Source organism: Tsuneonella sp. HG094 (genome assembly GCF_053819285.1).
This window is the reverse complement of sequence record NZ_JBSORA010000001.1, coordinates 2,084,324-2,098,518: the sequence shown is the minus strand read 5'-3', so window position 1 is coordinate 2,098,518 and position 14,195 is coordinate 2,084,324. Positions and strand designations below refer to the sequence as shown.

13 protein-coding genes and 1 tRNA gene are annotated in these 14,195 nt (G+C 64.8%); 8 read left to right on the top strand and 6 right to left on the bottom strand.

Annotated elements, in window-relative coordinates; genetic code table 11:
- Positions 1-107: 107 nt before the first annotated feature.
- From pnp to ACWPMX_RS10410, 3 genes are all read left to right on the top strand, one after another.
- Positions 108-2,423, top strand: a complete 2,316-nt coding sequence (pnp, locus tag ACWPMX_RS10420; RefSeq protein ID WP_455699939.1) for a polyribonucleotide nucleotidyltransferase — start codon at positions 108-110, stop codon at positions 2,421-2,423.
- A gap of 108 nt (positions 2,424-2,531) precedes the next feature.
- Complete coding sequence (locus ACWPMX_RS10415; RefSeq protein ID WP_455699938.1) at positions 2,532-3,584, top strand: sensor histidine kinase; 1,053 nt, start codon at positions 2,532-2,534, stop codon at positions 3,582-3,584.
- The gene (locus tag ACWPMX_RS10410; protein WP_455699937.1) at positions 3,584-4,267 is read left to right on the top strand and encodes a spermidine synthase; all 684 of its coding nucleotides are present in this window, start codon (positions 3,584-3,586) and stop codon (positions 4,265-4,267) included. Before ACWPMX_RS10415 ends, ACWPMX_RS10410 begins: the two co-directional genes overlap by 1 nt.
- Here the strand turns inward: ACWPMX_RS10410 and ACWPMX_RS10405 are convergent.
- Both ACWPMX_RS10405 and ACWPMX_RS10400 read right to left on the bottom strand, forming a co-directional pair.
- Positions 4,264-4,806 (bottom strand): DUF1993 domain-containing protein, encoded by a 543-nt coding sequence (locus ACWPMX_RS10405; protein ID WP_455699936.1) that lies wholly within the window; start codon positions 4,804-4,806, stop codon positions 4,264-4,266. The genes ACWPMX_RS10410 and ACWPMX_RS10405 overlap by 4 nt on opposite strands.
- A 65-nt stretch (positions 4,807-4,871) precedes the next feature.
- Positions 4,872-5,570 (bottom strand): GcrA family cell cycle regulator, encoded by a 699-nt coding sequence (locus ACWPMX_RS10400; RefSeq protein WP_455699935.1) that lies wholly within the window; start codon positions 5,568-5,570, stop codon positions 4,872-4,874.
- A gap of 98 nt (positions 5,571-5,668) precedes the next feature.
- Here ACWPMX_RS10400 and ACWPMX_RS10395 point away from each other — a divergent pair, with 98 nt between their 5' ends.
- Positions 5,669-6,547 (top strand): ABC transporter permease, encoded by an 879-nt coding sequence (locus tag ACWPMX_RS10395; RefSeq protein WP_455699934.1) that lies wholly within the window; start codon positions 5,669-5,671, stop codon positions 6,545-6,547.
- Positions 6,548-6,568: 21 nt separating this feature from the next.
- Here ACWPMX_RS10395 and hspQ read toward each other — a convergent pair whose 3' ends face one another.
- On the bottom strand, positions 6,569-6,949 hold the full coding sequence (gene hspQ / locus ACWPMX_RS10390) for a heat shock protein HspQ (protein WP_455699933.1): 381 nt from the start codon (positions 6,947-6,949) through the stop codon (positions 6,569-6,571).
- A gap of 159 nt (positions 6,950-7,108) precedes the next feature.
- Between hspQ and ACWPMX_RS10385 the strand changes: the two genes are divergently transcribed.
- Together ACWPMX_RS10385 and ACWPMX_RS10380 are read left to right on the top strand one after the other, a co-directional pair.
- Positions 7,109-7,198, top strand: a tRNA-Ser gene (locus ACWPMX_RS10385).
- Positions 7,199-7,351: 153 nt separating this feature from the next.
- A complete protein-coding gene (locus tag ACWPMX_RS10380; RefSeq protein ID WP_455699932.1) occupies positions 7,352-7,540 on the top strand; it encodes an Arm DNA-binding domain-containing protein in 189 nt (62 codons plus the stop codon).
- A 69-nt stretch (positions 7,541-7,609) separates the two neighbouring features.
- Here ACWPMX_RS10380 and ACWPMX_RS10375 read toward each other — a convergent pair whose 3' ends face one another.
- Positions 7,610-9,226 (bottom strand): hypothetical protein, encoded by a 1,617-nt coding sequence (locus ACWPMX_RS10375; protein WP_455699931.1) that lies wholly within the window; start codon positions 9,224-9,226, stop codon positions 7,610-7,612.
- A 20-nt stretch (positions 9,227-9,246) separates the two neighbouring features.
- On the opposite strand from ACWPMX_RS10375, the gene ACWPMX_RS10370 reads away from it, so the two are divergent.
- Positions 9,247-11,007: an ATP-dependent nuclease gene (locus ACWPMX_RS10370; RefSeq protein ID WP_455699930.1), complete on the top strand. Its 1,761-nt coding sequence runs from the start codon at positions 9,247-9,249 to the stop codon at positions 11,005-11,007.
- Positions 11,007-12,707 (top strand): UvrD-helicase domain-containing protein, encoded by a 1,701-nt coding sequence (locus ACWPMX_RS10365; RefSeq protein WP_455699929.1) that lies wholly within the window; start codon positions 11,007-11,009, stop codon positions 12,705-12,707. Before ACWPMX_RS10370 ends, ACWPMX_RS10365 begins: the two co-directional genes overlap by 1 nt.
- Before the next feature lie 368 nt (positions 12,708-13,075).
- Here the strand turns inward: ACWPMX_RS10365 and ACWPMX_RS10360 are convergent, their stop codons facing one another.
- On the bottom strand, positions 13,076-13,711 hold the full coding sequence (locus tag ACWPMX_RS10360; protein WP_455699928.1) for a S24 family peptidase: 636 nt from the start codon (positions 13,709-13,711) through the stop codon (positions 13,076-13,078).
- A gap of 308 nt (positions 13,712-14,019) precedes the next feature.
- The gene (locus ACWPMX_RS10355; protein ID WP_455700764.1) at positions 14,020-14,190 is read right to left on the bottom strand and encodes a DUF6961 family protein; all 171 of its coding nucleotides are present in this window, start codon (positions 14,188-14,190) and stop codon (positions 14,020-14,022) included.
- Positions 14,191-14,195 lie beyond the last annotated feature (5 nt).

The following is a 14,195-nucleotide window of genomic DNA, read 5'->3' as shown; positions in this document are numbered from 1 at the left end:
CGGCGGCTTGCTTCATGGGGCGCAAATAGCCCCGCACCGGACCGGGACGGCATACCCGGCAGCAAACCCCGCCGTAGCAATAGGGCCGGCGGGCCTAAGGAAACGAAATGTTCGACACCAAGACTGTAAGCATGGAGTGGGGCGGAAAGACCCTCACCCTGGAAACTGGGCGCATCGCGCGCCAGGCCGATGGCGCCGTGCTGGCGACCTATGGCGAGACCGTGGTGCTCTGCGCCGTGACCGCCGCCAAGAGTGTGAAGGAGGGGCAGGATTTCTTCCCCCTGACCGTCCACTACCAGGAAAAGTTCTTCGCCGCCGGGCGCATCCCGGGCGGCTTCTTCAAGCGTGAGCGCGGCGCGACCGAAAAGGAGACGCTGGTCTCCCGCCTGATCGACCGTCCGGTCCGCCCGCTGTTCCCCGAAGGGTTCTACAACGAGATCAACGTCATCGCCCAGGTGCTGAGCTTCGACGGCGAGGTCGAGCCCGACATCGTCGCGATGATCGCCGCTTCGGCTGCGCTGACCATCTCGGGCGTGCCCTTCATGGGTCCAATCGGCGCCGCGCGCGTCGGTTACGTCGACGGTGAATACACCCTCAACCCGCGCCAGCCCGAAGCCGCCGAAGGCGCGCTCGACCTGGTCGTGGCCGCTACCAACAACGCGGTCATGATGGTCGAATCCGAAGCCAAGGAGCTTTCGGAAGAGGTCATGCTCGGCGCTGTGCTGTTCGCCCACGACGAGATCAAGAAGGTCTGCGGCCTCATCGTCGAGCTCGCCCAGCAGGCGGCCAAGGATCCGTGGGAAGTCGCCGTCAGCGACAACGCCGCGATCAAGGACAAGCTCAAGGGCGTGGTCGGCGGCGATATCGCCGCCGCCTACAAGCTGACCGACAAGTCGGAGCGTTCGAACGCGCTCAACGCCGTTCGCGCCAAGGCCAAGGAAGCGTTTGCCGACGAAGACGGGCAGACGCAGATGGTCGCCGGCAAGGTGGTCAAGAAGCTCGAGGCGGAAATCGTCCGCGGTGCGATCCTGAAGGACGGCACCCGCATCGACGGCCGTCGCACCGATCAGGTCCGTCCGATCGAGAGCCAGGTCCACATCCTGCCCCGCGCGCACGGTTCGGCGCTGTTCACCCGCGGTGAAACGCAGTCGATCTGCACCACCACGCTGGGCACCAAGGACGCCGAGCAGATGATCGACGGGCTGGAGGGTCTCTCCTACTCGAACTTCATGCTGCACTATAACTTCCCGCCGTACTCGGTGGGCGAGGTCGGTCGCTTCGGCGCCCCGTCGCGCCGTGACACCGGCCACGGCAAGCTTGCCTGGCGCGCGCTGCGTGCGGTGCTGCCGACGAAGGAAGAGTTCCCGTACACGATCCGCGTGGTGTCCGACATCACCGAGTCGAACGGCTCGTCCTCGATGGCGACCGTGTGCGGCGGTTCGCTTGCCCTGATGGATGCGGGCGTTCCGATCACGCGTCCGGTTTCGGGCATCGCGATGGGCCTGATCCTCGAAGGTGACGATTTCACCGTTCTCAGCGACATCCTCGGCGACGAGGATCACCTGGGTGACATGGACTTCAAGGTCGCCGGTACCTCCGAAGGCATCACCACGATGCAGATGGACATCAAGGTCGCCGGCATCACCCGCGAGATCTTCGAGACCGCGCTCAACCAGGCGAAGGCCGGCCGTGCGCACATCCTGGGCGAAATGCAGAAGGCGCTGGGCGAAGCCCGCACCGAGGTTTCGGCCCACGCCCCGCGCATCGAGACGCTGCAGATCGACAAGTCGAAGATCCGCGAAGTCATCGGTACCGGCGGCAAGGTGATCCGCGAGATCGTCGCCGAGACCGGCGCCAAGGTCGACATCGACGACGAGGGCCTGATCAAGATCAGCTCGTCCGACCTGTCCCAGATCGAAGCCGCGAAGAAGTGGATCCAGGGCATCGTGGAAGAAGCCGAAGTCGGCAAGATCTACGACGGCAAGGTCGTCAACATCGTCGATTTCGGTGCCTTCGTGAACTTCATGGGCGGCAAGGACGGTCTCGTCCACGTCAGCGAAATGAAGAACGAGCGGGTCGAAAAGCCGACCGACGTCGTGACGGAAGGCCAGGAAGTGAAGGTCAAGGTCCTCGAGATCGACCAGCGCGGCAAGGTCCGCCTGTCGATGCGCGTGGTCGACCAGGAAACCGGCGAGGAGCTGGAGGACACCCGTCCGCCGCGCGAACCCCGTCCGGATCGTGGCGATCGCGGTGACCGTGGCGGCGACCGCCGTGGCCCGCGCTCGGGTGGCGGCGACCGAGGTGGCCGGGGTGGCGACCGTGGACCTCGCCGCGATGGCGGCGGCGACCGTGGTCCCCGTCGTGATCGCGACGACCGTCCGAGCGGTGGCGAAGGCCACATTCCGGACTTCCTGAAGGATTGATCGTCCTTTACGATAGCGAATAACGGGAAGGCCGCGAGGACTTACGGTTCTCGCGGCCTTGCCGTGTGTACGACAGGCCCGGATGTTCCGGGAGGGGGACGCAAGACTTTGGACAAGGTAACCGCCACCGGCACTGTTCCGCTGCTCGCGCGGCTTCCCCTGGCGCAGTCACGCCAGTGGATCGGTTATTGCGTCGCGATCGTCCTCGCGTTTCTGGCGTGGTGGGTGCGGCTGGAGATCGGGAGCGCGCTGCCTCCCGGCTTTCCGTACCTGACTTTTTTCCCGGCGGTGATCCTGTCGGCCTTCTTCTTCGGGTTGCGTCCGGGAATCGTGTGCGCGGTCCTCTCGGGTCTTGCTGCCTGGTATTTCTTCATTCCTCCCGTCAACAGTTTCGCGCTGGGCTTCGATTCCGCGCTGGCGCTGGCCTTTTTCGCATTCATCTGCACGGTCGACATCGCGCTGGTCCACTGGATGCAGACCGCCAACGGTGCGCTCATCGTCGAGCGGCGGCGCAGCCTCGACCTCGTCGAGAACCGCGAGCTGCTGTTCCAGGAACTCCAGCACCGCGTCGGTAACAACCTGCAGATGGTCTCCTCGCTCATCGCGCTGCAGAAGCGGCGGCTGACCGACGATGCCGCGCGCGACGCGCTCGACGAGGCAAGCAGGCGGCTGGGGCTCGTCGGCCGCATCCACCGCCAGCTCTACGATCCGGCGGGCGCGCAGCTGAGCCTTGCCGCATACATCGACCAGATTTCGCGCGACGTGATTGCGGCGTCGGGCCGCGAGAACCTGACGTACGCTTTCACCGCCGATGCCGATCCGATCCTGCCGGCGGAAAAGGCGATCCCGACCGCGCTGGTCGTCGCCGAGGCGCTCAACAACGCGATCGAGCATGGCTTCGGAGCAGGCGGGGGCGGGCACGTCATCGTCACCGTCGCGCCGGTCTCGACGGGGGTGGAAGTCACCATCGCCGACGACGGCGCGGGCCTTCCCGCCGGGTTCGATGTCGATACCTCTGACAGCCTCGGCCTCAAGATCGCGCGCACGCTCGCCCAGTCGCTCGGCGGGCGCTTCACGCTCGCGGCGGCGCCGGTCGGGCGGGGCACCATCGCCCGGCTCGAGATCGCGCTCGCACAGCCCGATCCGCCGGTGCTCGGCTGATGCTCCCGCGCGAGACCCTTGCCGTTGCCGCGATCCCCGGTGGCGACACTCTGACCCTGGTGCGTCATGGCACCGATTTCATAGTCATGCTCGGCCGCGACGAGCTGATGGGAACGCGGATGCGCTTTTCCGAAGAGCAGCTCGCCGAGCTCACGATCGCCGAACTGGCGACCGATGCGCCGCGCGTGCTGATCGGCGGCTACGGGATGGGCTTCACCTTGCGCGCCGCGCTCGCAAAGCTGGGCGCGAAAGGCCGGGTCACGGTTGCCGAGATCGTGCCCGAAATCATCGAATGGGCGAAGGGGCCGCTCGCGCATCTCACCGCCGACACGCTCGCGGATCCGCGCGCCGACGTGCAGTTGTGCGATGTCGCCGCGCTGATCGACGACGCGCTCGACGGCACCCGGCCCATGTGGGACGCGATCGTGCTCGACGTCGACAACGGACCCGACGGAATCGTGCGGACCGGCAACGAGCGGCTCTACACCCGCACCGGCCTTGCTCGCGCACGCGACGCGCTCGCGCCGAACGGCGTGCTGGCAGTGTGGTCCGCCGCGCCCGATCCGAAGTTTACCCGCCGCATGAAGGATGCCGGTCTGGAGGTCGAGGAACGCGTCGTCCGCGCGCGGCCCAACAACAAGGGTCCGCGGCATACGATCTGGTTCGCGAAGAAGGTGGTCTAGCCCGCCGCGCGCTGGAACATCGGTCCGGCAGGATTTCCCATGTAGTCGCGCTTGCCCAGCGGCACGCCCTTGCCGCGCAGGATACCGTAGAACGTCGTCGCGTGGAACTGCAGGTTGGGCATGTTGAACCCGAGCAGGAACCGCTCGCCCGGCAAGGTGAAGCGGGTCTCGCCGCCCAGCACGAAGTCGACCGGCTTCTCGGCGATCGCGTCGATCTCGGCCGAGGTCGCCGACGCCAGCCGCGACTCCGCCTCGGCCACCATTGCACGCATGGCGTCGAAACTGTCGGGAATCAGCGTGAAGTCGGGCGTGAAGGCACCTGTGGCGAGCTGGTCCAGCGCATAGCCGCTGTGCACCCAGCACGAGCGGACGTGCCAGGGCAGCGGCCACATGTCGTGCGCCAAGCGCGCTTCGATCAGGTCACCGGGTGCCGTGCCGGTATCGGCGCAGAACGCCTCGGCCTTGTCGATCACTCCCGGAATCGCGCCGAGCAACTGCCGCGCGGTGGGTACGAACGCTGCATAAAGATCGAATGCCATCGGCTCTCTCCCAAATTGAAAAAGGCCCGCCGGTTTTGCGCCGACGGGCCCAGTGTAGTGTCAGGTCAGCGTACCCGCGGGCCGCCGAACGGCAGCGGCGGAGGGGGACGGCGCGCGCCCCGCGGCAGCTGCGCCTGGTAGGCGCGCCCGCAATGCTCGACGCAGTAGGGGAAACCGGGGTTCACGTTTTCTCCGCAGAAGTGGAAGTCCGGTTCGCCCGGGTGGCCCATCGGCCAGCGGCAGACCTTGTCGCTCAGATCGAGCAGGCTCGTCTTGTCGGCTATGCTCGGGCTCGGCTTGGCCGGTACGAGGCGGCGCGGCGGCGCGGGCGGGATCGGCGCCTGCTGGTCGCCCGGACCCTGGCGCAGGAAGCCGCCGGGACCGACCGAGACGATCTTGGGCATGTTCGCAGTCGGATTGGGCAGAGGCTGGCTCGGCGTATCGGTCGACACACCTGGCTGGGTGGCAACCGGGCGGGCCTGCGGCGCGGCAGCCGGAGCGGGCGGAGCCGACGGGCGCGGGGCGACGGGCAGCGGAATCTTCTTCACCGGTGACTTGGCGGCAGGGGTGGCGGCCTTCACCGGTTCGGGCTTGTCCTCGGTCGGCTTGACCGGCGACGGTCGCGACTTGAGGCCAAGGCGGTGCGCCTTGCCGATCACCGCGTTGCGGCTCACGCCGCCGAGTTCGTCGGCGATCTGGCTGGCGGTCGCGCCGCCTTCCCACATTTTCTTCAGCGTCGCGATGCGTTCGTCGGTCCAGCTCATCGGGGGGTATCGGTCCTGTCTTTTCGTGGGCAGCTTATCGTGGGCGGCTTACAGCGCCCGCCTTGCCAGCAGGGGCACTTGGCCCTAGTCGGCGCGCAATGGCCGATCAAGCCCAGCCCGTGAAAACCGCCGAGTCAACCATCGCGTCGTTCAGGCCGCGCGGGGAACCGGTGATCCTGGGCATAAACCGGATCGGATTGTGGAGCCTCTATATTAAGGAGGTTCGCCGGTTTCTCAAGGTGCAGACACAGACCGTCTGGGCACCGGCGGTGACTACGCTGCTGTTTCTGGTCATTTTCACGGTAGCCCTGGGCGGGGCGGGGGGCCGGTCGGGCAGGGAAGTGCTCGGCGTTCCGTTCGCGACTTTCGTCGCGCCGGGCCTCATCGTCATGGGAATGATGCAGAACGCGTTCGCCAATTCCAGCTTCAGCTTCCTGTCGGGCAAGATCCAGGGGACGATCATCGACCTCCTGATGCCGCCGCTCTCCTACGGCGAACTGATGACCGCGATCGTCGGCGCCGCAGTGACGCGCGCGGTCCTGGTCGGTGTCGCGGTGGGATTGGCAATGCTGCTCTATCCGGGCGTGAGCCTTGCGATGGCGCATCCGTGGGCGGTGGTGTGGTTCGGCCTGATGGGATCGATCATGCTCGCGCTGCTCGGCCTGATCACTTCGATCTGGGCGGAAAAGTTCGATCATGCGGCTGCGGTGACCAACTTCGTCGTCGCGCCGCTCAGCCTGCTGTCGGGCACGTTCTACGTGATCGATAACCTCGCGCCGACATTTCAGGCGATCAGCCGCGCCAATCCGTTTTTCTACGTGATCTCGGGCTTCCGCTTCGGCTTCCTCGGCCAGAGCGACATCGGCAACACCAACCTGGCAGTGATCTGGAGCGCGCTGGGTCTCGGCCTGTTCAACGCCGTGCTGGGTCTGGCAGTCTACGCGGTGCTGCGTTCGGGCTGGAAACTGAAGAGCTGAGGGCGCGCGACAGGGAAGTCGCTAGTGCGTCAGCCCACGGCGCATGCGGTAGCGGCCCTCTGCGAAGTCCTCGAACAGTTCGGCCACCTGCGGATGGTCGACCGGGCCGTTCTCGGCATCCTGCAGCAGGTTCTGCTGGCTGACATAGGCAACGTAAGACGAATCGCCATTCTCCGCGAGCAGGTGATAGAACGGCTGGTCCTTGCGCGGACGGACCGCGGCGGGGATCGCTTCGTACCATTCCTCGCTGTTGGCGAAGACCGGATCGATATCGAATACGACGCCGCGGAAATCGAACACCTTGTGCCGCACGACCTCGCCGATGCCGAAGCGGGCACGGGCGTGGCGCGGGGCCTCGATCGTGCGACCGGCGGTGGGCGAGAAGAACTGGGCAGTGTCCATCAGGCTTCGAATATAGGCTTTCGCAGGTGCGAGACAAGCCGATCGCGCCGATCGTCCACCGCGGCGCGCTTGAAGGGGTCTTGGCAAGCGCCACGCGCTCGGCTAGGCGGCGCCCTCGTTTCGGCCGGGACCACTCCAGTCCCACACGCAGAACCTCGCGGAGAGGTGGCAGAGTGGTCGAATGCGCCGCACTCGAAATGCGGTGTGCGGGAAACCGTACCGTGGGTTCGAATCCCACCCTCTCCGCCAATTACCAATTCCCTATACTTCCCAGATTGTCTCTAAAAGCGGCGGATTTCCGCCATTTTCTGGCTTGCTGTCATCTCAGTTGTTCTCTATATGTTTCACGACATCTCCCGCATGGTGTGGGGAAGAATGTGGGGAAAGGAGTGTGGCGGACGCATGGGAAGCCTAACCGCAATCAAGGTTAGAAACCTCAAGGATGCCGGACGCTATTCCGACGGCAGCGGGTTGATCCTTGTCCTCAACCAGTCGGGCAAGGCTAGCTGGATCGTGCGTGTGCAGAATGCCGGACGCCGAAGGGATATAGGAATCGGCTCCTATCCTGAAATTTCATTGGGCGAGGCGTGAAAAGCGGAGCATGCACTTGGATAGCACGGAGCTTTGTCCGGCGTCGCTGATCCCGCTTCAAAGGCGTCGCTATCGGGAGGTGTAGATGGCCGATGGATACTCGCGGAAAATCCACTCGTCGCCGCCACTTTCGCGGCTTAGCATCCTCACGGTGCTCTCGACGACGCCCGGGTTTCCGTGATCGGTCGGTATCGGATACTGGCGGACCAGGAAGGCCGCCGGGACGCGGATGCCGCCGTCGTGCTCCCAATCGCCGATGCGGTCCATGAGCGCCTTCGTGCGGTTGTCCGCGATGTCCGCCCGCGCGCCTTCGGCGTAGGCGACGTAGACGAGGCCGAACTCGCCACGCGGGATCTGGGTCATGGCCTTGCTGAACAGCCCGACGGGCGCGCGGCTCTTCTTTATCACCGCCTCTTGCGCAACCACGCGCCATGCTAGGGCGACGGGCGACCTGGCGACGTCGAGGGCCCCTGCCGGCGAATGTGCGACCTTGCAGACGAGGCCGTCCCACTCGGGTGCCTCCATGTCCCATCCGAAGGCGAGCTTGAGCATGGCCGGGCTGTATACCTTGGTCACCTCTGCAAGGTGAAGGCGTCTCGGCAGCTCATGGAACGCGACTGTGCCCCAGGGATACTCGAGCGGCGAATCGGGGTGGGCCGCCAGTCGTTGCAACGCGCACTTCGAGGCGATCGCGTCCAGGTCCACGCCCATGGCCTCGACCGTCAGTTCCACGTCGAATCGGCCGAACTGCCCCCGGTGGAGACAGGAGGCCTGCAGCCGTCGGAACAGGTCGCGCATCCGCGCCTCCTCCGCGACCTCGTAGTCCGAGAGCGCCTTGCTGCGCTTACACTCTACGACCATACTAAACTTGTCGTTGCACCTGAGGTCCGGCGACTTCTTCTCCGTTGCCTCAACGAAGGACATATCGCGGCCCCTGACTGCGCATGCTGCCGCAACCAAGAGCTCGAACATGGTGGCGTCCGTGTCCGCGCCCGAGAAAAGCGACTGGATCCTGTCGCCGGAACCAACGACGCCGCGCAGCGCGTCGGCGCGCGCGCCGAGTTGCGCCAGCTGCGTGACGGCGAGCGCACCGGCGAAGTGGTCGTAACGGGCGTCGCCGTCGAGATAGTCCTGCGCGAGGCGGACCGCCTGCCTCAGCCGGTGCCCCTTCGGCCGCTCGCTCTCGAGCCTGACGCCTTTCACAATAGAGATGGGCTCGCCGTCGTCCGCCTCGGTGAGGCGGAATAGTTCGGCCGGTTCCCGCTCGAGCCATCCCTTCGGTGCGCGGAGGCCGATAAGCGCCAGCGCATTCGGCAGATGGTCCTCGACGAACGCGCTGGCCGCCGGCGCAGCGAACATTACCGTCTCGCGCGCGATGGCGGGGAAGGGATCGCCTGTCGGTGGCGGAACGGGTCCTTCGAGCTGGTCAGGATCGATGCCGCTGGCTTCGACCATCGCCGCAATCGCCGCCTCGAGTTCGTCCCGTGCGATTTCTGCCTCGCGTATCGCGTCCACCATCGCCGTCCTCGCCGCCTCGCCGCCGTCGACGAAGTAGATGCGCCGGAGGCGGAGCACCTCGGGCCAGAGGTCGTCGAAGGTCCGCTGACATTGCTCAACTCGCTCGACGAGCGGACGCAATTGCTCTGGAAGATCGTCCGGTAATGATGGAGAAAAGTCGTCGGTCATTTCCGTTGAACGCGATAGAGATGGAAAGAAGCGCCAGACTGGGGGAAAACGTGTATCTCGCGCAGCTTACGATCAAGAACTTCCGTCGCATCGCCGAGGCGTCGCTTGAGTTTCGTCCTGGGCTCAACGTCATCGTCGGGCCGAACAACATAGGCAAGACCGCGATCGTCGACGGCCTGCGCGCGCTGCTCGCCGGCGCGGACGACCCGTATCCCCGTTTCACCTGCGAGGACATCCATATTCCCTCGGGCGGAACGGCCGCCGGCGAGATCAGGTTCGAATACCTGTTCCGCGGGTTGAGCCACGACGACGAGGCCGAGTTCATACACGCACTGCGCGAGCATTCCGACGGGACCACCGAGGCGCTGATGGGCGTGACCTATGGAGAGGCAGACAAGTCGGGGCGGCTTAAGCCGCGCCGCTGGTGCGGCGAGTTCGATGAGGTATCGATGACGTCGTCGATGCTGGAGAACCTGCGAAGCGTCTACCTCCAGCCGTTGCGTGATGCCGAGCAGGGGCTAAGGCCGAGCCGCAATAGCCAGCTTTCTCGTCTGCTCCACCTTCTGTCGGACGACACTGGCCGTGAGGACATCGCGAAGGCGCTGCGGGAGCTCGATGACAAGCTGCGGTTGCACAAGCCGATCAAGGACACGCATTCCGCCATCTCGGGACGCCACGTCTCGATGCTTGGCGCCAAGCTTGCGCAGGCAGTGGAGGTGGGCCTCGCCGGCACCGACTTCGGCAAGCTCGCGGCCCGGCTGTCGCTCGTGGTCGATACCTTCGAGATCGAGCGCAACGGCCTTGGCTACAACAACCTCATCTACATGGCGGTCGTGCTGAGCGAACTCTCGAAGAACGCGGACGCGGCGTTCCGCAGCTTGGTCGTCGAGGAGCCGGAGGCCCACCTCCATCCGCAGCTTCAGGCGGTGCTTCTGCGCTATCTGTCGGGCATCGATACCGGAGATCCCGGCGAGAAGCCGGTCCAGGTCTTTGTGACGAGCCATTCGCCGAACTTCGCAAGCATCGCGGACCTCAATTCGCTGGTGTGCCTGGTGGAGAATGCAGGTCGGGCTGTGGCCTTCCACCCTCGGTCGGTCGACTTCGCAAAGGGCAAACGCGAGAAGTTGGCCCGCTACCTCGACGTGACCAGGGCGGAGTTGTTCTTCGCGCGGCGCGCCCTGTTCGTCGAGGGCGCCGCCGAGCTACTGCTGGTCAATGTCCTCGCGCTGCGTCACGGATACGACCTGCGTGACCACGGCGTCAGCCTCATCAGCGTGGAAGGCCTCAACTTCGACAGCTTCATGCCGCTGTTCGGCGAGAAGGCGATCACGGTCCCGGTCGCCGTCCTGACCGATGCAGACCCCTCCACCAAGATCGATGGCAAGACGGTCGCGCTCTATCCTGGACCGTGCGACACGGTGGTGCCGTCGGACACGGCGAAGCTGATGCTCGCTGGCCAGGACGATCTCGTGAAGGTTTTCCTCGGCAAGAAGACTTTCGAGTATGACCTCGCGCTAATCGCCGGCAACAGGCCCACGATGTTGGCGGCGCTGAAGGAGCTGCATCCGCTGATAGGTGCGAGCGTCGCGACCGCGGTGGACAGGGTGGTCGGCGACCAGGCCAAGGCTAGGGCCCTGTTCAGCGGAATGTTCGAGCGCGAGCACGGCAACGTCTCGAAGGGTCGGTTCGCGCAGGCGCTGGCTGCGCAAATCGAGGACGAGAAGCTCCACATTGAGGCGCCCGGCTATATCCTAGACGCTATCAAGCACGTCTGTCAGTGATGGCCTCCCTGTCGTCTGAACAGATGGACGTCGTCAACATGCCCCTCGGGCCGATCGCGGTGACCGCCTGCGCGGGCAGCGGCAAAACGCGGACGGCGGTGCATCGGCTCGCATTGATGCGGAGGATGGAGGAGGGTCGCGGCTTAGTCGCGCTCTTGTCGTTCTCCAACGTGGCGGTCGACACCTTCCGCCGTGACTATGCGGACCTCCTTCGCAGCATGCCGGTCATCGGTCGCTCAGCGTCCGTCGAGATCGACACGATGGACGGGTTTATCACCACCAACGTGTTGCGGCCGCACGGCCATCTCGTGATGGGTTGCTCGCGTGCGCCCTATCTCGTCGAGGGAAGCGAGGCGTTCCTCAAAGCCTTCACAGTCTTTGACGGCAAGATCCCGCGGCCGACGGCCGACATCGACGTCGCCTGGGATGGCGTGAGGTTCAGCTTCCTAGCCGGACGGGCGGCGATACAACTCCCGTCGGCTCGGGCGGAGGCTGGGTTAGCTCGGCTCGGTTCCTTCGGCGCCTATTCGCACTCGGCCGGCAGGTATTGGGTCCTGCGGATCCTTCGCGAGAAGCCGTTCGTGCTGCGCGCGCTGTCGCGGCGATACCCCCACATCCTGGTGGACGAAGCGCAGGACGTTGGGCCGGAGCACCAGGCCATCCTCGATCTGCTGATCGACGCCGGGTCGCAGGTCTCGCTCATCGGCGATCCGAATCAGGGAATCTACGACTTCGCCCGTGCCGACGGGGGCTTTCTCCGATCCTATGGCGCGCGATCCTCGGTCTCGGCGCGCACCCTCTCCGTGAATTACCGGTCGCTACCTGGGATCGTCGATGTCGCCAATCGCCTAACCGGCGGCTCGGACACCGCCGACCGCAAGTCCCCGAACCAGCGCAGCGTCGCGTATTACATTCCATACAGGATGGATGGTCGGGACGATGCGCTGGCGTCCTTCCGCAGCCTGATGGGCGCCGCCGGTCTCAATGCGCAGAATGGCGTGGTGCTCTGTCGCTCGTCGGATCTGACAGCGGAGTGGCGCGGGGAGATGGATGGCCAGGGCGTCGGAGTCGTTCGCTGCATGGCGGAGGCCGCGATCAGCCGAGACCGGCGCGACTTCAATAGAGCGTTCCAGAAGGCGTGCGTCGGCTTGTCAGGGCTGCTGGCCGCCAAGCACGGGTCGGTGGGATCGGAACTGGCGCGCCCCATCGATGAACGGACGCGGTTGCTCAGGAGACTGGTCTGGTCATTCGTCCGCGATCCCGTCGCGGGTCTGCCTTCCGCCGCGCTGGTGGCCGACACCGTCTGGCATCCACAGATGAACACGCGTGTCCGCGCCATCGTCGCAACGATGGTGGCCGACTTCGGGTTCGAGGCGGCCGACAACCTCGGCCAGCGCCTCGCAAACAAGAAGCTGACGAGCCAGCCCCTTGTCGCGGCACCCACCCTCGCGACCGACCAGGCGGCGCCGCTCCGCACCTCTACCGTGCACCGCGTGAAGGGAGAGAGTATCGAATCGGTGCTTTATGTTGCCAAGAAACCGCACGTGCGCGCCCTGCTCGCCGGCACCGGCACCGAGGATGGTCGCATCGGCTATGTCGCGTTGACCCGTGCCAAGGACCTGTTCGTCCTTGCCGTGCCCGAGAACTGCCTCAAGGAGTTCGAGCCCGCCCTGCAGGCGGCAGGCCTCGTTCAAGCATGATCGCGTCCATGCAATTGGCCTAGGTTGTTCCACACATCCAAGCCGCTGCAAAATCTACTGTGTCAGATCGCGACCTCTGGAGCGTGGTTGGCACGACCCACCGCCAGGCGCTGATGCCATCTGAACAAATGGGACTTTCTCTGGACCAACAGCCGGTCATGCGGAAGGCTCGGATCGGGCGATGCTGTCCGCCAAGCAGATACGAGGCAAATGGCAGTCGGCGACTAAAGCTGCCATTCACGCATCGCTGAATGAACGACGAGATCTGAACGACAACCCCCGCTTTAGTAGGCGGTCGAGCAGGGCAGATATGCCGCCATTGACTATGGAAAGCTGCCAGGCGGCAACCGGCCCAATTTCGGTCGATCCTAAAGGGCTCTCCCAAACCAGATCACTCGCCCGACCACATGCACTTCGGAGCGGTTCATGTCGCTCCAGGTCGGGTATGCGGGATTGTCGCTGGCGATTGTGATTTGCTTGCCTCCCGGCTTAATGGCGACGCGTTTCACCACAAGTGCATCGTCGGCGCGCAGCACGTAAATTCCGTCACGCAGCCGCGATGCGTGGTCGGACGCATCGACGAGCACTTCATCGCCGTCACTAAGGGTAGGCTCCATGGAGTCGCCCATCACGCAGACGATCGACAGACTAGCGCTCTTTGCCGACGTCAAACTGCGGAGCCAGCGCTCATCAAAGCCGAAGCGGGTGCGCGCAGTCTCGCTGGCCGCCACCGCGCCAAAACCCGCCGACGCCTCGACATCGAGCACGGGGATCTCGACGAGGCCCTCCCACACGACATTAGCCGGACCCCCGAAAACCTGCTCATCGACGCCGAAAAAGCTCGCCAGTTTCCTGCGGTCTTCATCCTCAAGCTTGCGGGGCGACCCCCGCTTGATGAACTGCTGGATGTAGCTGGCATTGCGCCCTAACAGCCTCGAAATCGCGGCGTATCCATATCGGTGCTTGTGGATCAGCCGGTCCAGCTCTTCCCTGACGTTCTCCATGGGTCGGTCCTTCATTGCGTCTCGTCGGGTGTAGGATTCTTCCTAGACTCACAAATCTCTTCCTACTAAGAACATATCAGGAACACAAGTAAGAAGCGAGTCGAGGTCAGGAGCGATGACATTGTTGGACAGGATCGAGATGCACCTCATCAGTCACCGCATTTCCGCGACACGCTTCGGCCGCCGCGCAGTCGGTGATCCGAGGTTCGTTCTCGATCTGAGATTGGGAAGGCGCCCCAGGCGACGCACCCTCGAACGACTGAACGCCTATCTCGCATGGATCGAGAGCGGCAAAGAGAGGCAAGGCCCTACGAAGACCGCTCGTCTTTCTGCTTGTCGGCGAGACATTCAAAGCGGCGACCAACCGCCCGCCATAGCCGAACCCCCTCCTCTTCTCCGGATTGAGCAAGCGCGTCTATTCTCTCGCCGATGAAATGGGGCCCTTGGTCGCCGTGCGTCCTCTCAACCCAAAGCGCCATGCCCC